An 18,190-nucleotide genomic window follows, 5' to 3' on the forward strand; every position below is an offset into this window, starting at 1 on the left:
GCTATGTCTGATAAAGAATTACTACCTGAAGAGACGTTTGGAGCCATTGGCACATTCCATTCACCTCCCGATATTTTCGAGGCCTGTATCAAGACTCGTGATGCGGGCTTCAAAAAGTGGGACTCATACACGCCCTACCCGGTCCACGGTCTCGATAAGGCGAGTGGTCAAAAACGCTCTTTGGTGGGACTCTTCTCATTGATCGGAGGCGTAACAGGATTTACCGCGGGAAACCTGATGGTTTGGTTTATGAACAGTTTCGACTACCCGCTTATCGTGGGCGGAAAGCCATTCTACAGCCCTATTTTCCCGTTTCCTGTGGCTTACGAGATGACTATTCTTTTCGCGGCTTTCGGCACACTGTTTGGGATGTTTTTTCTCAATCGCTTGCCGCAGCACCACAGCCCGATCTTCAACTACGAGCCCTCTTTCAAGGCAACGGATGATAAATTTCTCCTGTGCATCGAAGCGCGGGACGAGAAATTCGATCCCAAGACATCCATTCAATTTCTCAAGGATCTCGGAGCTACCGATGTGAAGCTCGTTTCAAATAACTAAGATCATGCGCATATTTATCGCCATACTTGCCTTTGTGATCGTCACGGTCGTTTCCGTCCTAGGGTTTCGGGGTAACAAGAACGAGAAAGAGCCTATCTTCATTTTCCCGGATATGGACCGCCAGGCGAAATATCACCCTCAAGGAGAGAGTGGATTTTTCAACAACGGTATGGCCGACCGACCCGCACCTGTGGGCACGGTGTCCCGTGGGACGGCTTTGGACTACGAGAAGGTGTGGAGCTCAGATTTTGAGAATGAGCAATTCCGCTCACCTGAAAAATATACCGGCAAAACAGATTCGGGTGAATGGGCTTCTGAATTCCCTTACGAGGTGAATGGGACTTTCATCGAGTTGGGTGCTGAGAAATATAATATCTTCTGCTCGGTGTGTCACGGTGTTGCTGGCGATGGTCGCGGCATTACGGGGCAATACGGCTTGGTGGGTTCGGCAAATTTTCATGCGGACAACTACCGTCAAATGCCTCACGGTGAGATCTATAATACGATTCGCCTCGGCAAGAATACGATGATGGGCTACGGCGATAAATTAAGCGCCGAGGAACGTTGGGCGGTAGTCGCATACGTTCGCGTGCTACAACAAGCCTTCTATACTCAAGAAGACGAGCTCACTCCTGAATTGAAAGCAACGCTGGGTCTATGAACGCGCAAGAATTAGCAAAAAAATATTCTGGTCTCTCCCTCGGCATTGGTGCCGTCGGAATCATTGTCGCGCTTGTGGGGGTTTTTATGGGCGTGGGCGATCACGACCCGCGCAACCTCATCAGCTACCTGATCGGGTTGGCCTTCTGGCTATCGATTTTGATCGGTATGCTGTTTCTGGTGATGATTTGGTATACCTTTGACGCGGGCTGGCCGATTATCATCCGCCGGCAGGTCGAGCATGCATTATCCGGCTTTAAGTGGCTCTTTCTGCTTTTCATTCCCTTGGCGATTATTCCCCTCACTGGACCCGACAACGCTATCCTGTGGAAGTGGATGAATCCGAATTATGTCATGCCTAACGGCGAGACGGTCGCGAATGACGTGCTTTACACAGCAAAAGAAGCCTACCTGAACATCCCGTTTTTTATCGTCCGTGTCGTGCTTATCTTTGGTCTTTGGATACTGCTCGCTGAAGCGTTCCGCAAATTTTCCATCAGCCAAGACGCCGATGGAGATGGGATATGGACCTCACGCGCTCGCCGCCTAGCTGGCCCAGGTCTATTCTTTATGGCCATCGGGACAACCCTCGCTGCGATCGACTGGTTCAAGAGTCTCGAGTTTCACTGGTTCTCCACGATGTATGGCGTTTGGTATTTTGCCGCGAGTATGCGGGCAGCCCTTGCCGTTATTGTACTCATCACAGTCTATTTAGGATACAAGGGTTACTTGAAGGGGTTGGTGAACCAGTCGCACAAGTATTTGCTCGGCTGCCTTTGCCTCGCATTCACCGTCTTCTGGGCATACATAAGCTTTTCCCAATATTTCCTTATCTACATGGCGAACATACCGGAAGAGACCTTCTGGTATAACATCCGCGAGAAGAACCCTAACGGCGAGCTCAACTCCTGGTGGTGGGTCAGCATGGGGCTCGTATTCGGTCATTTTTTCGCACCGTTCCTCTCGCTGCTTTTTTATAATACCAAGATCCGCACACCTGCGCTGGTGACTGCTGCCTGTTGGATTCTATTCTTCTGTGTCCTCGATATCTTCTGGAATATCCTTCCAGGGAAACTCACAGATACCGACCCCGCGAGCTTGGTGGGATACCAAGTCCGTCAGTTTTCTATCAATCCATTCGATCTCGCCTCCTTGATTGGTGTCGGGGGCATCGTCGCTTGGGCTTTCTTCTCTAGCATGAAGAAACATGAGATCATCCCGATCCGTGATCCTCATGTTCTCGAGTCTATCAATTACCACGAATAATTTAGCACCATGGAACACGATAAACCATCCTCCCCGCTTTTGACGGTCGTCGGTGTGATCGGCTCGATGTTGATTTTCGTGCTGATTCTAGGAATTGCATATCTTCCAGGACGTAATGAGCCGGTCAACCAGCAGATCGTAGACATGCGCACGGCTACAAAAGAATCTGTGGATGCTTCGGGTGCGAAGGCGTTGAACGAAGCAGCGCTCATCGACGCTGAAAACAAGATTTATAAGATCCCCGTGGATCAGGCGGTGGCATTGACCATCGAGAAACTTCAGCAATACTGACCCATGGAATGGTTCAGCTACCTTTTAATTTTCTTTGGAGTCGCTGCGATATTCTTCGTTGTGGCCTCCTTCGTTTTGATGTGGTCCGTCAAACGCGGTCACTTTCAGCATTTTGACAAGCAGGCAAAGTCAGTCTTTACAGAGGATGAGCCAGAGGGAGTTGTGATAGACCGCTTTCCCGCCCGCCGCTAATATACTTTCCGACATATGAGTACCCTTGCACCAGCTCCTAGTCCGAGCGAGCCGATCACAAGCCCGAGTTCTGAAGAACGGGTTACCTTGTCGGCGATCGATGATTCGGTTCGGGGACCCGCAATTTTATTTGTCTCCTCTTCGATTGTATGGCTCATGATCGGAACTGTCTTCGCTCTGATGGCAGCCTTCAAAGCGCACACCCCGGAGTTTATGGGTAACATCGAGTGGTCGACTTTTGGACGTGCGCGCTCGGCACACTTGAACGCCATGGCCTATGGATGGGGTTTCAATGTAGCAGCAGCGGTTGCACTCTGGCTTATGGCTCGCCTGAGCAAGGTTAAGCTGATGCACGGAGGGATACTTTATATCTCCGGAGCATTTTGGAATTTAGGGGTAATAATCGGGGTTTTCGGAATCCTCAAAGGAGACATGACCAGTGTCGAATGGTTGGAGATGCCCCCCTATGCAGCGCCTTTGTTGGCGGTGGCTTACCTCGGGATCGGCTTTTGGGGAGTCCAGTGTTTTCTTAATCGGAAACAAGAGTTCGTCTATGTCTCCCAGTGGTATGTGCTGGCTGCGTTATTCTGGCTGCCTTGGCTCTATATCATTGCGCAAGTGATGATTAACTTCGTCCCGGCGCGAGGCGTCGTCCAGAGCATTACGAACTGGTGGTTTGCTCACAACGTTTTGGGGCTTTGGTTTACGCCGATCGGGCTGGCTGCGGTTTACTATTTCATACCAAAGGTGTTGGGGCGGCCTATCCACAGTTACTATCTTTCTGTTTTGGGCTTTTGGTCCCTAGCTCTTTTCTATAACTGGGCAGGTGTGCACCACTTGGTGGGGGGACCCATCCCAGTATGGCTGATCACAGCCGGTATTGTCGGCAGTGTTATGATGGTGATCCCCGTGATTGTTACGGCAATCAATCACCACCTGTCTGTTGTCGGGCATCATCGTGAGGTATGGGCAAGTCCCACCCTGCGTTTTACGGTGTTTGGTGCCATGAACTATACCCTGGCGAGTTTGATCGGTTCACTGATGGCCATCCGCGAAGTTAATCTGGTGACTCACTTTACCCATTTTACCGTCGGCCACGCTCACCATGGTCTCTATGCCTTCTTCACCATGGTAATGTTTGGGGCGATTTATTTTATTATGCCTCGGCTCCTTAAGCGTGAGTGGCCTTCAGCGATTCTGATCAAAGTGCACTTCTGGACTACCGCGGTGGGCATTACCGCAATGGTGATTGCACTGAGCGTCGGCGGTTGGATTCAAGGATCCGAGATGAATAACCCAGAAATAGAGTTTCTCGATATCGTAAAGAATACGGTTCCCTATCTCTACGCCCGTTCTGTGTCTGGTATTCTCTTAACCGTGGGCCACATCGCCTTTGCAGTGAACTTCTTTTGGTTGCTGATCGGCGGGCGCTGGGCTCGCTACAAGCAAGGTCCTACCTTAATTGGGGAGGAGGCTGAAGCCTAATTTGGCTCGGGAGGCATCGCTTATGATGAAGAATTTTTATACGCTGTTTTTCGGCTTCTTCGCTGCGCTAGCGTTTTCGTTCACTGGATTAATCATATCCAGTGAAATCCAGCTCGGTGGGCTACAGCCGACTACACCAGCTTTAATGGATGATGAGGGTAACCAAATCTCTGGAACTACCTTTTTTAAGCCCTTAGTCGAGGGTGGAGAAATGATTGAGCGTCCGGGTTTACTCATGGAGGGTGAGCCGATGTATCCTCAAGAGCCCTTGGGCTTGGCCCAGCTGGGCAAGCAGGTCTACATGTCCCAAGGGTGTATGTATTGCCACAGCCAGCAGGTGCGTCGAAAAGGTTTTGGCGCTGACCAAGACCGACTCTGGGGTGAGCGACAATCCGTAGCACGTGACTATATTCTACAAGACCGCGTCCTTCTTGGCACCATGCGCACGGGGCCAGATCTAAAGAATGTTGGAGATCGTGGAATCTCTGCCGACGATGGACATTGGCACTATCAACATCTCTATAACCCACAACTGACTTCGGTGGGTTCAACGATGCCTCCTTACCGTTACCTGTTTGAATTGAAACCTATAGTCGACGGAACTCCAGAACCCGACGCGGTGCAAATTCCCTCAGATTCTCCAGATGCTCCGCCTGCTGGCATGCAGGTGGTCCCAAAGATGGAAGCACGCGCTCTGGTGGCTTACCTGAAAAGCTTGCGACTCAACTACGCCCTTCCTGAGGCACCCTTCCAAGAATAGCAGCATGTCCGAAGACCCAAAGTCTATTCCACCTTCCCGTCATACCCTGGAACACGCCAAGGTAGGTGATGACCATATCCAGTATATTCATGACCAGTTGCAACGGGAAAAGTCGGAGCCCAGCGAAGGATTCACTCCCGTCCCTATCTTTCTGTTATTTGTTTTTTCCGCGCTCATTTTCTGGGGCGGTATCTACGTCGAGAAGAATTCTGGCGAGTTTCGCTGGGATGCTTATGATCCTCAGTTTAGTACAAAGGGAATGGCTGTTGTCGAACCGCCTGATTATGACTCAGTGGATTGGCTCATGCCACGCGGTGAGCGTATCTATGCCCAATGTGTTGCTTGTCACCAAGCTGATGGCAATGGCATGGCGGGAGCATTTCCTCCACTTGCGGGGTCGAACTGGGTGACGGGTTCAGAAGAGCTCTTAGCGGGTATCCTTATCAACGGGCTAGTGGGTGAAATTGAGGTCATGGGTAATTCCTATAACGGTAATATGCCGGCATTTGGACCTAACGGCACCGGCCTGCGCCCACGGGACATAGCCGCAGTCCTCACCTACATCCGTAGCTCTTGGGGTAACGCTGCAGATCCGATCACGGCGACTGAGATGGAAAGCTACATGGCACTTGCTCCCATGCAGCGCTCGGGTCCATGGTCAGGTCCAGAGCTTTTTGAGGCCTTCGGACCTGTGGAGTAGACAGCTATAGGCTTATTTTTCTGGCGTTCTCCGAGTTGGATGAACGCCTTTTTTTTGCTCATTTATATCGAGTTCTAAAGACAGATCGTGGTTCAGCGATGTTTGAGTCTAGAGTCTCACCTACATTTTACCATGTCTGCAGCCACTGATCAGAAAAAAGACGGAATCCTGCTTTCGACGGGAACCAACGAAGTCGAGTTCATCGAATTTTATATCGGGAATAGTAGTTACGGAATCAACGTATCTAAAGTTTAGCGAGTGATCGCCCGGAAAAATATTGATATTACCCCGGCCGTCCGGGCGCCGGATGGAGTGATGGGGACGGTATATATTCATGAGAAGGCAGTTGTGCTCATTGATCTGCGCTCGGCCCTCAGACTCGACGAAGAGCCAGGAGACCCGGAGCGTCAGCTGATTTTGGTTACTTCCTTCAACCAGACAGTTAATGCCTTTCTGATTGATCGTGTGAACAAGATTCACCGGACTGCTTGGACAAATTTTGATGCCGTTCAGAATGACTATGCTGGCAGTGTCGGCTTTGTTACCGGAACTGTCCGTCTGGACGATCGTGTGGTCGTCATACTCGACCTCGAGCGCCTCATGCTCGACTTTGAACCTCAGCGCGAGGAATCTGGAATGGCGATTCCCAGTCCGGAGCGTGCTCAGAATCGCGAATCTGTGAAAATCGTATATGCTGAGGATTCTCGGATGATTCGCAATGCCACGATGAAAACGTTGAAGAGCGCAGGCTATCGACAAATCATGACTTTCGATAATGGAGCGACTGCGCTCGAATATCTCCAGCGCACCTGGGATCATCTAAGTGATGATGGCGGGTCGATACACGACTATGTGGATCTGGTGCTAACCGATATTGAGATGCCCAAACTCGACGGCCTTACACTTTGTCGACAGATAAAGGAAAATCAGGCCCACGGCGATAATATACCCGTGATCGTATATTCGTCTTTGATCAACAAAGAGATGTCTCAACGCTGCAAACAGGTCGGTGCGGCATCTTGGATCTCAAAGCCACGAGGAGATGACATTATTGCGGCTATCGATCAGTATGCTCTCGACCAGAGTTCGGTAGCAGTCGGATAGCGCAGTGCTAGAATTTGCTTGAAGACTAGGGATCGAGCGAATTTGCTCTGGCCGATGATTAACACTGTGCCAGTCGAGTTGCGAGTCCCAGGAGCCACATCTGTGTGGTGGTGGACAGCTTCGTCTTGGCGATGGTGTCGATGAGATGACACTCAAAGTGTGTGCCTTTAGAGCACCCATCCATTCTGCCAAGCCGAAGCCAGATCACCTGCTTCGGCTTTTTGTTTCTTCAATCTTCCTGCTTCTATGATCGACATGAAAACATTTTCCACGCCTGACATCTATCCCATCGAATCTATCGCCTTCCTCGGACGGACCTTTGACGAATATCTTCGTTTCTTTGACCTGCACGACAATGTGCTCGCGTCTCAGAGTACACTCGACGTTTCGGCAGGTCCTTCGTCTTTCGCTGCGGAAGCTTCCCATAGGAATTTCCAAGTGACTGCCTGCGATCCGCTTTATGATCGGACGGCATCAGCGCTGGGAAGGGTAGGGTCCATGGATGTTGAGTCAGTCTTATCAAAAGCGGCAGAGCAAAAACAGCACTTCAGGTTTTCACATTATTCCTCAATGGAAGAGGTGTATCGTCTGCGCTATGAAGCTTTGCGTCGTTTTTCTGAGGACTATCCGATTGGACGCGCTTTGGGCCGCTATGTGTGTGCATCGCTGCCGGAGCTTCCATTTTCAGATGGCAGCTATGATTTGGTGCTCAATGCCCACTTCCTCTTCCTTTACGGCAATCGGTTTGATCCTTCTTTTATTCGGCAATCTCTGAGTGAACTCCTTCGTGTGAGCCGGGAAGAAGTCCTTATTTATCCTCTCGTTCAGCTCAATGGTGAACGCTATCCTGTGGAGTCTCTCCGGGAGTATTTTGCTTCGCAGGGAGCGAGGATGACGGTAAAATAGCTTGATTTTGAGTTTTTTTCCGGATCTAACGAATTTCTTAGTTTAACAAAACTATGAGCATAGATCAGCGCTTTCAGGTGATTGATGCCTTTGTCACGGATCGGGCCTTTTCTGGAAATCCAGCTGCTGTCTGTATCTTAGAGAATGTCATTAGCGATGGTCTTCGGCAAAAGATTGCCTCCCAGTTTAATCTCAGTGAGACGTCGTTTGTCGAAATAATCAGTGCAGATGAAAGCCAGATCTACGCTGATTTGCGCTGGTTCACTCCGGTCGTAGAAGTCGATCTTTGCGGCCATGCGACCTTAGCAGCAGCCCACTCTATTTTTGAGCGTTATCCCGATGCCGCGTCGATTCATTTCCAGACTCGGAGTGGTGTGTTAACTGTGGAAGCTGAGGGTGAGTTTCTGAAAATGTCTTTTCCTCAGCTTCAATTTGAGGCCGTAGATTCCGAGAAATTCAACCTATTGGGGCTTCCCTGTAGAGTAATCGATACATTCGAGGGCATGGATGTCGCCTTGGTCCTTGAGAGTGCTGAGTATGTCAGGTATTGGAACCCGAATCTCGTTGCGGTATCATCAGTTACAAAGCGTGGGCTTATCGTTACAGCAGCAGATGATAGTGAGTCACCGCACGATTTTATATCTCGTTTCTTTGCTCCAAGACATGGTATCGACGAAGATCCGGTAACGGGTTCGGCGCATTGCTGGTTGGCTCCATATTGGTCTCGTATTTTGGGTAAACATCGACTGGTAGCTCTACAAGCTTCGCCTCGTGGGGGTGTTGTGGATTGCGAAGTGCTAAACAAAAAAATTTGCCTTCGTGGGCGCACCCGAGTGTTCAGCGAAGGAACTGTTTCACAAAAAGTCTTAGCATAGATAATTATGGCCAAAATATTTCCCGAGATTAGCGACAAGCTTCGCGCATGGATCGAAGAGCAACCGATGTTTTTTGTGGCGACCGCCCCGTTGTCGGGCGACGGATTCGTAAATTGTTCACCCAAAGGCCTCGATACTTTAAGGATACTCGATAGTGAGACGCTGGCTTATCTGGATCTCACTGGCAGTGGAGCGGAAACAATAGCTCATATTCAGGAGAACCAGCGTATGGTCATGATGTGGTGTGCTTTTTGGGGACCCCCGCGTATCGCTCGGGTCCATGGAAAGGGTGAGGTGATCTATCCTGATAGCCCAAAATGGGAGGAATACAGTAAGCATTTCGAGGCAATACCGGGTGCACGTGCTATCATCGTGTTACGTGGCGAACGCATCTCGGACTCTTGTGGCTATGGTGTTCCTGAGTTTGAACTTAAGGAACAGCGTGAAACTCTAGTGAAATGGGCCGAGCGTAAGGGGCCTGATGGAATCGAGGCCTATAACCGGGAGAAGAATACTGAAAGTATTGATGGATTAGCGGCTATGGGCGGTGGCGAAAGTTAGCTTTCGATAAGCAGATTCAACCCTGTATGCTCAGAAAGGTGGCGAAAATCTCGATCCCCGCATATGAGCGTGAGCTTATTATCAAGACAGAATTGGGCTATGAGGCTATCTATTGATCTCGCTTTGAGGCCAAGCTTGAGTAATTTTAACCGCAGTAGGCCGCTTCTTTTCCAGAACGAAACATCAAGGGTTCGTGTCGGCAGACTATCTACAACCAGCTTGGCTTCAGTGCTCAAATTTTTCGCACTAAATATTTCTGTAACCACAAAAGGAGGCACGATTAAGGTTTCTTCGCTGATAGAGCGTTCAATAGCCTCCACATCGACGCTGAGCTCTCCTTGGAAAAATGCAACTAAACTACTGGTGTCTACTGCTATCATCGACCCTCTCTTGATGAACTGACATCCAATTCTATGCCTGGAAATTTGCCTCTAAGTTCTCCAAGGCGTTGGTATGCTAGGCTTGCTGCTAGTTTTTCGAGTCCGGCATTTACTGTTTGAGTTACACCCTCTTGCGTGAATTCCTGGGCATTCTTGAGGAGCTCATCTGGTATTTGAACAGTAATTTTTTTAAATGTTATATCCATGTTTGCCATAATGAAAGCTGGGTTTGATTTATGGTTAATAGACTGGCATTTAAATGTCAGAGTTTAAGATCTGCTTTGTGCGAGATTTTATCGTCAAACGATGTCCACTGTTCTACCGAGATCGACTCGGGGCGTTGTTGAAGATCGATATTGGCTGATATTAACATCCCCTCGATGTCCTTGATATCGTATTTCCGTGCCAGTGAGCCAATTTGTTTGCGGCGTTGAGTGAATGCAAAGCGTATGAACTGCTTTGTTGCGGATTTTAGACTTCGTGGCTGTTCGTGGCGCTGAAGGTGTAAGAGGACCGAGCCGACCTTAGGTGGTGGATAAAAGCACTGAGCGGGAACGCGGTGGAGGGCTGTCTTCTCGTAGGCAAGCGCCACGTCGACAGACAGGGCGCCCACGGCTTTCGATCCTTGTGCTGCCGTGAGGCGGTCGGCAGCCTCTTCCTGTAGCATCAGTGTCATGGAATCTGGCAAGGGCCCGGCAAGTAGAGCGTCCATCCATGGACTGGTGATGGCATAGGGCAGATTCGCCACGACTTTAAAGGACGCCTTATTTTTGAGTCCCGCAATCGGATCGGCCACAGCGTCGCCTTCTGTCAGGTGAAAGCTTTCAGAATGAGGAACGAGGTGTGTCGAAAGAAATTGGAACAGGCGTTTGTCGCGTTCGATTGCATGTATCGTTGCACCTGTCCTCAGTAAGGCTCGAGTCAGGGTGCCTAGGCCGGGACCGATTTCGACGACCGTATCTGTGGAACTGACACCTGCCAGATCCAGGGACTTGCGTACGATATTCGCATCTACCAGAAAATTCTGCCCCAGCTTTTTGTTTGGGTCATGGCCAAGCTCAGCAAGGAGTGAGCGTGTCGAACCTGGGTTCAACAGGGCAAAGGGGTCTTTCATGCTTAGCAGGCGTGAAAGCCTCGCATCAGCTCTTCAGGGTCGTCAGCTCGCATCAGAGCTTCCCCGACCAGGATGGCATTCGCTCCAACAGCACTAGCGCGTTCAGCGTCCTCTACGGTGAATATGCCACTCTCGCTCACGGCAACCACGTCGTCGGGGATCTGTGGGATGATTTCTTCAGAGATCGCTAGATCGGTGACGAATTTTGTCAGGTCTCGATTGTTTACGCCGACAATTTTTGGTTCAAATTTTAACGCCCGCTCAAGTTCTTCCATTGTATGCACCTCGAAGAGTGCATCTAGCCCGGCTTGTGTGGCGCTGTCGTAGAGCATTTTGATCTCATCGTCATTCAGGGCGCGCACGATGATCAAGATACAGCGTGCGCCGGCTTCAGCGGCTTCGACAATTTGGATAGGGTGGACCATGAAGTCCTTGCGTAAGGCCGGTATCGTTCGTTGGTGAGTCTCTATGAAATCGATCACATCCCAAAGATCGCGTAATGTGCCGGCGAAATATTTTTCATCTGTGAGGACGGAGAGAGCATCGGCTTCGGCGTTGAGATAGACGCGCGCTTGTTCAGCAGCATCGGCGACCTCTTTAATTTCACCGGCAGAGGGAGATTTTCGTTTGATCTCCGCGATAACGGCAAGGCCGTCCTCTCGAACGAGCGCTTTGGCAAAGGAGATACTTGAGCGTTGCATCTCACTCAGCTTGGAAAGCTCGCGATCTGTTATAGGGCGAATGCGTGGCGCGACTTCTTTGCGTTTCCACGCCATGATTTCTGCTAATTTGTCCATTTAGAAATTGGGAATTCCTTCTCACGAGTAAAGTTCTGAAAAGCAACTCGACTAACCTATTTTTATTGAATAAGTTGAAACAAGATTGTGAGTGCGATAGAAGATCTCATGGAAACGGTTCGCCGGTTGCGAGCGCCTGACGGATGCCCTTGGGATCAAGAGCAGACCCACCAGAGTTTGGCATGCTGCCTCATTGATGAATGCTCCGAGCTTCTTGAGGCAATTGATCACGCCGATATGCCACATATGCGAGAGGAGTTGGGAGATGTTTTGTGTCAAATTGTGATGCATGCACAAATCGCCGAAGAAAACGGTTATTTTGCTTTTGAAGATGTAGCACGCGAGCTCAATGAAAAACTGGTGCGTCGTCACCCTCATGTGTTTGGAAATGAGGATGCGTTGGATGATTCAGAATCAGTGCTTAAACGATGGGATCAAATCAAAGCTCTGGAAAAAAATAGGCCAAAACCCAAGGGCATATTTAAAGATCTTCCGCCGCAACTCCCGGCACTGCGGTATGCGGCAGACGTGTTGAAGCAAATTGATCGCAATAATATTTCACCTAACGCTAATTTAGTTAGGAATAACATTGAAAAACCCATCTCAAGTGTAGATGAGCATAAAATGGGGGAACATTTATTTCAGATCGTGGTGAAGTGTAAAGAGGCTGGGATAGATCCTGAGACTGCCCTGCGTTGCTTTACCACACAACTTGTAGAAGAAATCGAATCACGTGCGCGAAAAACCGGCTAACCAGCAAGGTTGGACTCAACCAGTGGAACTGATCGTAAATGATGAGACGATCAGAATCCCTGTGGTTTTTCATTTTCACGCTACTGCCAGGCGATTGAAGTTAAGTGCGAAGAGCATCGAAGATGTGCGGGTAACTGTGCCCCGTGGAGTATCACCGGACGAGGCGATCGGTTTTGTGCGGGAAAATAAAGCCTGGTTACGCGAGGCTTTAGAAAAGATTCCTGAAGGGCTGTGTCTCTGTGAATACGTGACTGAGCAAGGTTGGATTTCTCTTGAGGGTAAGAAGTGGAAGATCGTGTTTGAGGATGAGGATCTGGATGAAGAAGGATCGCTTTATAAATTGGACACCGACCAGAAACTGATACGGGTCAATTTGCAGCATGACCATCCGGCCTGTGATGAGCTGTGGCAGCAAGTCTTGTGGTCAGTGGCAAAGGATTACCTCGTTTCGCGCGTTAGTTATTTGTCTAGGACAGTGAGTCTTCCAGCTCCGCCAGTGACAGTGCGTGATCAGTCGACACTTTGGGGGAGCTGCTCTAGCCAGGGGCGTATCAACCTGAATTGGCGTTTGATTTTGCTCGAGCCGATCCTACAGGACTACGTGATTTATCACGAGTTGGCGCATTTGAGTGAGATGAACCACAGTCGGCATTTTTGGGATCTCCTCCATGTGTATGATTCGAGTGCAGGGGGGCATGACCGTGAGCTCAATCGGGTCGGCCGCGGCATCATGAATCTCGGTCGCCATTCTTAGGTGTTAGGCATAGAATCCGCCTCCGATGAGACGGCTTCCATCGTAGAATGCGACTACTTGGCCGGATGCTAAAGCGCGTTGCGGCTGATGAAAGCGGATCGTGGCAGAATCGTTTCCAGTGGGAGTAAAGGTGACGGCTTGGGATGGATCGCGGTAGCGCGGCTTTGCTTGAATCTCGACAGTGTGTTCAAGTGTCTCATCTGCGTAGTGTATATGGACTACATCCATGGATTCTTGCCAAAGCCCGTCTGCGTTTGGCTGATCGAAAGCAACGTGCAGGCTGTTCGTAGGATAGTCTTTGTCTACAACCACATAAGCTTTGTTATCGGTATTCGAAGGCACGCCGATACCCTTGCGTTGTCCTATCGTGTAGCGGTGTAAACCCAGGTGTTCGCCGACGATTCTGTCCTCGTGATTGATAATTGGTCCGGGGTTGTCTTCGATAAATTGCCCGAGAAACTCGTTGATTTTCACTTCACCCAAGAAGCATATCCCCTGACTGTCTCGCTTGTCTGCGTTGGGCAGGCCAAGCTTTTTTGCAAGGGCGCGGACTTCGGGTTTTGTCAGTTCTCCCAGAGGAAAGCGCGCTTTTTGGATCTGTTGTTGGCGCAGGAGAGCGAGAAAATAAGACTGGTCTTTATTTCGATCGAGACCCTCGTGAATAAAAGCTTTGTCCGGTTCGTTAATGATACGTCGGCAGTAGTGACCGGTTCCTACTCCGTCGAAGCCCCGTTCCATCGCCCAGCGCAAAAAGACTCCAAATTTCACTTCCCGGTTGCACAGCATATCCGGGTTGGGGGTCACCCCTTTACGATAACCTTCCACGAGATAGTCTACGACATGAGATCGGTAATCTTCGATCAAGTTGATCACTTGATAATCGATCCCTAAGAGTTCCGCGACGGCCGATCCATCATCGATATCTTGCTGTGCGGGGCAGCGACCGAACACGTCGGTCTCATTCATCCAGACCTTAATATAGGCCGCGGATACATCGTAACCCGCCTCCTTAAGTAGAAAGGCAGCCACGCTGCTATCGACGCCTCCCGACATCCCTACCAGGATTTTCTCTTTCGCCATAACACTATTGAATAACCAGAGAATCTCCGTGTGCAAGGAAGTGCTATTCTCGATTCAAGTCCCAATTATAGGGTATATATTCAATGGGCCGATCGCGTGGGATTGCCGACTCCCTGTATTGGTTGAGAAAGCCGATTGGATCGTTGTCTTCAAAATCGTGGGCATACCAGTCGAGCAATGAGCTGAGAAGTACACGATCTTCCCTTATTTGTAAGCCTTCAATCCAGCCGGCAAAGAATAGTGTTTGCTCTTCTAATTGTTCGTTAAGTCGTTCGCCATAGTATGGCTCTTGCCGTAAAGGGGGACAGCTGATGCTCGCGCAGTTCACCGCAAAGTGAATGCGAGGGTCTGGATATTCTTTCAATAGAATGCCCTTTTCGATGTCATCCAGCGATACAATGTCATCCCCCAGCTGGATATGCTTTTTGCGAAAAATCCCAAAATCCGGCATGATTTCAGTAACACTGTTAATCGGATAGTATTGGAAAACTGTTTCGATCATCGCTGCGTTGTATAGATTGATCAGGATTGCTTTTCGATCTTCGTAGCCAGATGTCTTTGGATAGGTTTCACCCAAAGCCGAGATATATTTTGACAGCTTATACCTGTCATTTGGGCTCTGGAACCATGTGGCATAGTCTATACCTTCGGCTTTGGCATAGACAGACAACAACTCTGCATATGGCTGATGGAGGCCTGATTCATTTTCATTCGCAACCATGAGCGTGGCAGATAGAGCAGCAGCTACAAAAGTAGATTTAAAGAGATGACGAAATGGGCTCATATGGTTTTGATTCGTATTCGGTTTCTTTATTCCCGTTTCATCAGTGCTAGGAGATTCTGTCTCAGACTACATCTAACCTCATCGACGTTTTGCCTTTTCATACACTAAAGAGCTATCCACGGTCTGTGAGTATGCAGCCAGACGATGCTCACGGTTCTTTTTCAAATCATCCTGTGTCTTCTCAGGACTTACACGCCCTGGTCACTGAAGAGACGCGTTCAATATTGCAAAAAACAATCGACTCTATCGGTGCGGATGAGGGCAGTCTCTGGTGGTATGATCAGAGTGATGAGTCTCTTGTAGTGTGTATTAATACTGGACCAATGGCTGATGAATTGGAACTAAAGCTAAGTCAGACTCTAGATTCGGGAATTGTGAGCATGGTGTTTCACAGCGGAGAAGGTGTGGTTGCTAATGATGTGTCGTCACATCCCGACCATAGCAAACAGATCGACTTGGAATTGAGTCAATGCACCCAGGCGATGATGGTCGTGCCGATCTATTTATGGGGTGATCTGCGAGGTGTTGTCAGCGCAGTGATTCTCAATGAAACAGGGCGCTTTGGCCTGGGTCACCTCAAAGAAATGCATGACCTGAGTGCGATGTTATCGCGTTATTTAGAGGAAGATTGGAAAAAGAAGCCATGAACTCGTGGCAATCCGAGTCGATTTGGAGTTTTGATGAGACCCGTGCTGGAGACCTCGTCGATGCCATGCGTTCAAGTCGCGGAGATGGAATCTCTGTGGCTGTATTGGACTCGGGAGTGGATAGGGGACATCCTGCGTTGTGTCGCAATAGAGGAGGGGAGGACTTCAAGATCCATACAGACGATACTGTAGTTGCAGTAGATGCCCAGAATGCTGGGGATGCGTTCGGCCATGGTACTGCGGTTGCAGGAATTTTGTGTCTCCTGGCGCCTGGGGTGTGCCTGGATAGTTATCAAGTTTTGGACGGGCAAAATCGCGGTCGTGCCGGGGCTATTTCTTCTGCAGCGCATCATGCTATTCAATCGGGCTCTCAGGTGCTTCACTGCAGTTTTGGTAGCCCGCTTTTGCAGCGTCTTTGGGTTTACAAAGACTGGGTAGACCGTTCATATCGCGAAGGCTGTCGAATCGTTGCCGCGGCAAGTAATCGAGATATTCAGCAAGAGGAATATCCTTCCAGCTTCTCCTCGGTTTTTGGAGTTTCTGCTTCGGAGCGAAGGGCAAAACTGACGCTGTCTGCCCAGCCAGGAACCTTTATTGATCTAACGGTCCCAGGTGAGTGGGTTAACTGTCCCTGGAAAGGAGGCATCTGGCGTTCCATGACCGGTTCAAGTTTCGCCGCACCGATCGCGACTGCATTGATCGCGCGGGCCCTTGAAGTATGGCCTAACCTGGGCTTTTGGGAGCTGAAGGCAATGCTTATGCGCCTTGGCGAGCTAGAGATCCCGCTATCATGTCTTTTCGGTGAAGAAGTGATAACGGTTCTATTTCCAGATCTGTAACAAAAGATCAGGCGATACGCATCGAGCGGATAAGCACAGCTAGACGGTTGATGCCTTCGGGATCTTGATGCAGTTTGAGGCAGATAGATTTGCGCTCTTCTGCCCTCAGTTCACCTTGGGCTAGACGCGTTAATTCCTCATCGCTTACCGAAACAGGCGGCTCTTCGATGGTTTGCTGGCGACCTTCTGCATCGGGTGCCAGGTCCGCAATTAAGGCGAACAAGTCTTCGAATTCATTGGTATTCATTACAATATTTAACGTGGTAACGACATATACGCGCCGAGAGTCGCGATTTGCATCAGAAAGTGAGTTTTCTTACCGATGCAGCTATTTTGAGCACATCGCTCCATTCAACTTCCAGCCAAGGCTCACGTTTTCGAATCAAATTTAGTGTCTCTTCACGGATTTGAACCGCAGCTTTCTGAGTTATTCGAGTAATACGGGCATTGGAGCAACCCCAACACCGTGCGACTTCTTGGCGTTGGATCCCCTCAAAGAAAATGAGCGTAAGGATAAGGCGTTCTTCCAACGGGATGGCTTCCAGTGCTTCTTTAAAGGCGTCTCGAATCATGCTGGTTACCAATTCCGTTTCAGCCCCTGGGGTTGTTTTATGTATTGGAGTTTCCTCGACCCTTCCGGGTGAAACCTCTGGCTCAGCAAGGTAGACGAGTCGCGACTGCTTGCGGTGGAAATCGATAAGGATGTTCAGCCCGATGGTAATGAACCAGGGTTTCAGTCCAGTCGCTCCAGTATATCGAGTCAAAATACTGATGCGCTCTGGATCTGAAGGAAAACACTTTTCCCAGATGCGGCTGATAACATCCTCTGCGTCCTGCTGCTTGACTTTACGGGAGAGGAAATACGCCATCAATCCATCCTGGATTTCTTTTATTTCTTCAGATGCACTACTGTCGCCGGCAAGCGCCCGCTCGGCGAGGTCAATATCTGCGATGTGTCGGCTCATTGGAGTGTTAAAAGATTTTTAACGTCATGAAGGGGCAAGCTATTTTAGTTCTGTAACGAAAGGATGGGTACGCAAAAACGCCTTCCGTCAGGAAGGCGTTTTTGAAGTGAGATAATACGAGAAGGGGCCCTTAGCTAACGACATTCACTTTTCGGTGAGCTTTGTCGAATTCCACTTTGCCGTCAGACAGAGCGAAGAGTGTATGATCACGGCCGATACCTACGTTTGCGCCCGGGTGGAAACGTGTACCACGCTGGCGAACGAGAATGTTTCCAGCTAATACAGCCTCGCCCCCATATTTCTTAATCCCGAGCATCTTGGGATTACTGTCGCGGCCGTTCTTAGAAGTTCCTTGTCCTTTTTTGTGTGCCATCGGAGGATAATTTTAGAATTGATTAGGTTATGCGGTGATTGATTCGACCTTGATCACGGAGAGCGATTGGCGGTGACCACGTTTGCGCTTGTAGCCTTGGCGGCGCTTTTTCTTGAAGACGGTGAGCTTCTTATCGAGCTTGTTTTCCAGAACTTTCACTGTGACCTTAGCACCTTCAACGAGAGGAGTGCCGATCTTGGGAGCCTCGGAATCATGGATCATCAACACTTCGTTGATATCGATGCTAGAGCCCTCCTCTGAGTCGCGGAGGCGAGAAACTTTGAGGATGTCGCCTTCAGAAACTGTAAATTGTTGTCCTTGCGTTTTAATTGTCGCTTTCATGGGA

Annotated in this window: 26 protein-coding genes; 16 read left to right on the forward strand and 10 right to left on the reverse strand. The window is 49.6% G+C overall.

Going from position 1 to position 18,190, the window contains the following annotated elements; translation table 11 throughout:
* Positions 1-3 precede the first annotated feature (3 nt).
* From HRU10_05220 to HRU10_05275, 12 genes are all read left to right on the forward strand, one after another.
* Entirely contained in the window at positions 4-558 is a 555-nt protein-coding gene (locus HRU10_05220; GenBank protein ID NRA26634.1) for a DUF3341 domain-containing protein, read from the forward strand.
* Positions 559-562: 4 nt separating this feature from the next.
* Positions 563-1,219 (forward strand): cytochrome c, encoded by a 657-nt coding sequence (locus HRU10_05225; GenBank protein ID NRA26635.1) that lies wholly within the window; start codon positions 563-565, stop codon positions 1,217-1,219.
* Entirely contained in the window at positions 1,216-2,484 is a 1,269-nt protein-coding gene (locus HRU10_05230; protein NRA26636.1) for a hypothetical protein, read from the forward strand. Before HRU10_05225 ends, HRU10_05230 begins: the two co-directional genes overlap by 4 nt.
* A gap of 9 nt (positions 2,485-2,493) precedes the next feature.
* Positions 2,494-2,775, forward strand: a complete 282-nt coding sequence (locus HRU10_05235; GenBank protein ID NRA26637.1) for a hypothetical protein — start codon at positions 2,494-2,496, stop codon at positions 2,773-2,775.
* 3 nt (positions 2,776-2,778) lie between these two features.
* The gene (gene ccoS / locus HRU10_05240) at positions 2,779-2,967 is read left to right on the forward strand and encodes a cbb3-type cytochrome oxidase assembly protein CcoS (protein NRA26638.1); all 189 of its coding nucleotides are present in this window, start codon (positions 2,779-2,781) and stop codon (positions 2,965-2,967) included.
* A 15-nt stretch (positions 2,968-2,982) separates the two neighbouring features.
* Positions 2,983-4,452, forward strand: coding sequence for a cbb3-type cytochrome c oxidase subunit I (locus HRU10_05245; GenBank protein ID NRA26639.1), 1,470 nt, complete (start codon positions 2,983-2,985; stop codon positions 4,450-4,452).
* Between the two features lie 22 nt (positions 4,453-4,474).
* Complete coding sequence (locus tag HRU10_05250; GenBank protein ID NRA26640.1) at positions 4,475-5,212, forward strand: cbb3-type cytochrome c oxidase subunit II; 738 nt, start codon at positions 4,475-4,477, stop codon at positions 5,210-5,212.
* A 4-nt stretch (positions 5,213-5,216) separates the two neighbouring features.
* Positions 5,217-5,912, forward strand: a complete 696-nt coding sequence (locus HRU10_05255; protein ID NRA26641.1) for a cytochrome c — start codon at positions 5,217-5,219, stop codon at positions 5,910-5,912.
* Positions 5,913-6,170: 258 nt separating this feature from the next.
* Entirely contained in the window at positions 6,171-7,016 is an 846-nt protein-coding gene (locus HRU10_05260; protein ID NRA26642.1) for a response regulator, read from the forward strand.
* 255 nt (positions 7,017-7,271) lie between these two features.
* Entirely contained in the window at positions 7,272-7,922 is a 651-nt protein-coding gene (locus HRU10_05265) for a class I SAM-dependent methyltransferase (GenBank protein NRA26643.1), read from the forward strand.
* Between the two features lie 53 nt (positions 7,923-7,975).
* On the forward strand, positions 7,976-8,797 hold the full coding sequence (locus HRU10_05270) for a PhzF family phenazine biosynthesis isomerase (protein ID NRA26644.1): 822 nt from the start codon (positions 7,976-7,978) through the stop codon (positions 8,795-8,797).
* Positions 8,798-8,803: 6 nt separating this feature from the next.
* Positions 8,804-9,358, forward strand: a complete 555-nt coding sequence (locus tag HRU10_05275) for a pyridoxamine 5'-phosphate oxidase family protein (protein ID NRA26645.1) — start codon at positions 8,804-8,806, stop codon at positions 9,356-9,358.
* Here the strand turns inward: HRU10_05275 and HRU10_05280 are convergent.
* Genes HRU10_05280 through trpC form a run of 4 tightly spaced genes read right to left on the reverse strand, consistent with a single transcriptional unit; the run spans position 9,355 to position 11,649 of the window.
* On the reverse strand, positions 9,355-9,738 hold the full coding sequence (locus tag HRU10_05280) for a PIN domain-containing protein (protein ID NRA26646.1): 384 nt from the start codon (positions 9,736-9,738) through the stop codon (positions 9,355-9,357). The two genes, HRU10_05275 and HRU10_05280, sit on opposite strands and share 4 nt — an antisense overlap.
* Positions 9,735-9,944 carry a hypothetical protein gene (locus HRU10_05285; protein NRA26647.1) on the reverse strand — a complete coding sequence of 70 codons (210 nt, stop codon included), beginning with the start codon at positions 9,942-9,944 and terminating at the stop codon, positions 9,735-9,737. Before HRU10_05285 ends, HRU10_05280 begins: the two co-directional genes overlap by 4 nt.
* Positions 9,945-10,000: 56 nt before the next feature.
* A complete protein-coding gene (gene rsmA, locus HRU10_05290) occupies positions 10,001-10,852 on the reverse strand; it encodes a ribosomal RNA small subunit methyltransferase A (protein NRA26648.1) in 852 nt (283 codons plus the stop codon).
* A 2-nt stretch (positions 10,853-10,854) separates the two neighbouring features.
* On the reverse strand, positions 10,855-11,649 hold the full coding sequence (gene trpC, locus HRU10_05295; GenBank protein ID NRA26649.1) for an indole-3-glycerol phosphate synthase TrpC: 795 nt from the start codon (positions 11,647-11,649) through the stop codon (positions 10,855-10,857).
* A 108-nt stretch (positions 11,650-11,757) separates the two neighbouring features.
* On the opposite strand from trpC, the gene HRU10_05300 reads away from it, so the two are divergent.
* Positions 11,758-12,402: a MazG family protein gene (locus tag HRU10_05300; protein NRA26650.1), complete on the forward strand. Its 645-nt coding sequence runs from the start codon at positions 11,758-11,760 to the stop codon at positions 12,400-12,402.
* Entirely contained in the window at positions 12,383-13,156 is a 774-nt protein-coding gene (locus HRU10_05305; protein ID NRA26651.1) for a M48 family metallopeptidase, read from the forward strand. Before HRU10_05300 ends, HRU10_05305 begins: the two co-directional genes overlap by 20 nt.
* A gap of 3 nt (positions 13,157-13,159) precedes the next feature.
* Here the strand turns inward: HRU10_05305 and mnmA are convergent, their stop codons facing one another.
* Both mnmA and HRU10_05315 read right to left on the reverse strand, forming a co-directional pair.
* The gene (mnmA, locus tag HRU10_05310; protein NRA26652.1) at positions 13,160-14,236 is read right to left on the reverse strand and encodes a tRNA 2-thiouridine(34) synthase MnmA; all 1,077 of its coding nucleotides are present in this window, start codon (positions 14,234-14,236) and stop codon (positions 13,160-13,162) included.
* A gap of 43 nt (positions 14,237-14,279) precedes the next feature.
* The gene (locus HRU10_05315) at positions 14,280-15,020 is read right to left on the reverse strand and encodes a DUF547 domain-containing protein (protein ID NRA26653.1); all 741 of its coding nucleotides are present in this window, start codon (positions 15,018-15,020) and stop codon (positions 14,280-14,282) included.
* Between the two features lie 131 nt (positions 15,021-15,151).
* On the opposite strand from HRU10_05315, the gene HRU10_05320 reads away from it, so the two are divergent.
* Together HRU10_05320 and HRU10_05325 are read left to right on the forward strand one after the other, a co-directional pair.
* Positions 15,152-15,667 carry a GAF domain-containing protein gene (locus tag HRU10_05320; GenBank protein ID NRA26654.1) on the forward strand — a complete coding sequence of 172 codons (516 nt, stop codon included), beginning with the start codon at positions 15,152-15,154 and terminating at the stop codon, positions 15,665-15,667.
* Positions 15,664-16,506, forward strand: a complete 843-nt coding sequence (locus HRU10_05325; GenBank protein NRA26655.1) for a S8 family serine peptidase — start codon at positions 15,664-15,666, stop codon at positions 16,504-16,506. Before HRU10_05320 ends, HRU10_05325 begins: the two co-directional genes overlap by 4 nt.
* 7 nt (positions 16,507-16,513) lie before the next feature.
* Here HRU10_05325 and HRU10_05330 read toward each other — a convergent pair whose 3' ends face one another.
* From HRU10_05330 to rplU, 4 genes are all read right to left on the reverse strand, one after another.
* Positions 16,514-16,753 carry a hypothetical protein gene (locus HRU10_05330; protein ID NRA26656.1) on the reverse strand — a complete coding sequence of 80 codons (240 nt, stop codon included), beginning with the start codon at positions 16,751-16,753 and terminating at the stop codon, positions 16,514-16,516.
* A gap of 52 nt (positions 16,754-16,805) precedes the next feature.
* Positions 16,806-17,471 (reverse strand): sigma-70 family RNA polymerase sigma factor, encoded by a 666-nt coding sequence (locus tag HRU10_05335; protein NRA26657.1) that lies wholly within the window; start codon positions 17,469-17,471, stop codon positions 16,806-16,808.
* 130 nt (positions 17,472-17,601) lie between these two features.
* Positions 17,602-17,844, reverse strand: a complete 243-nt coding sequence (rpmA, locus tag HRU10_05340) for a 50S ribosomal protein L27 (GenBank protein NRA26658.1) — start codon at positions 17,842-17,844, stop codon at positions 17,602-17,604.
* Between the two features lie 27 nt (positions 17,845-17,871).
* Complete coding sequence (gene rplU, locus HRU10_05345; GenBank protein NRA26659.1) at positions 17,872-18,186, reverse strand: 50S ribosomal protein L21; 315 nt, start codon at positions 18,184-18,186, stop codon at positions 17,872-17,874.
* Positions 18,187-18,190: the final 4 nt, after the last annotated feature.

The organism is Opitutales bacterium, assembly GCA_013215165.1.
In the GTDB taxonomy this organism is placed as follows: Bacteria; Verrucomicrobiota; Verrucomicrobiia; order Opitutales; family JABSRG01; genus JABSRG01.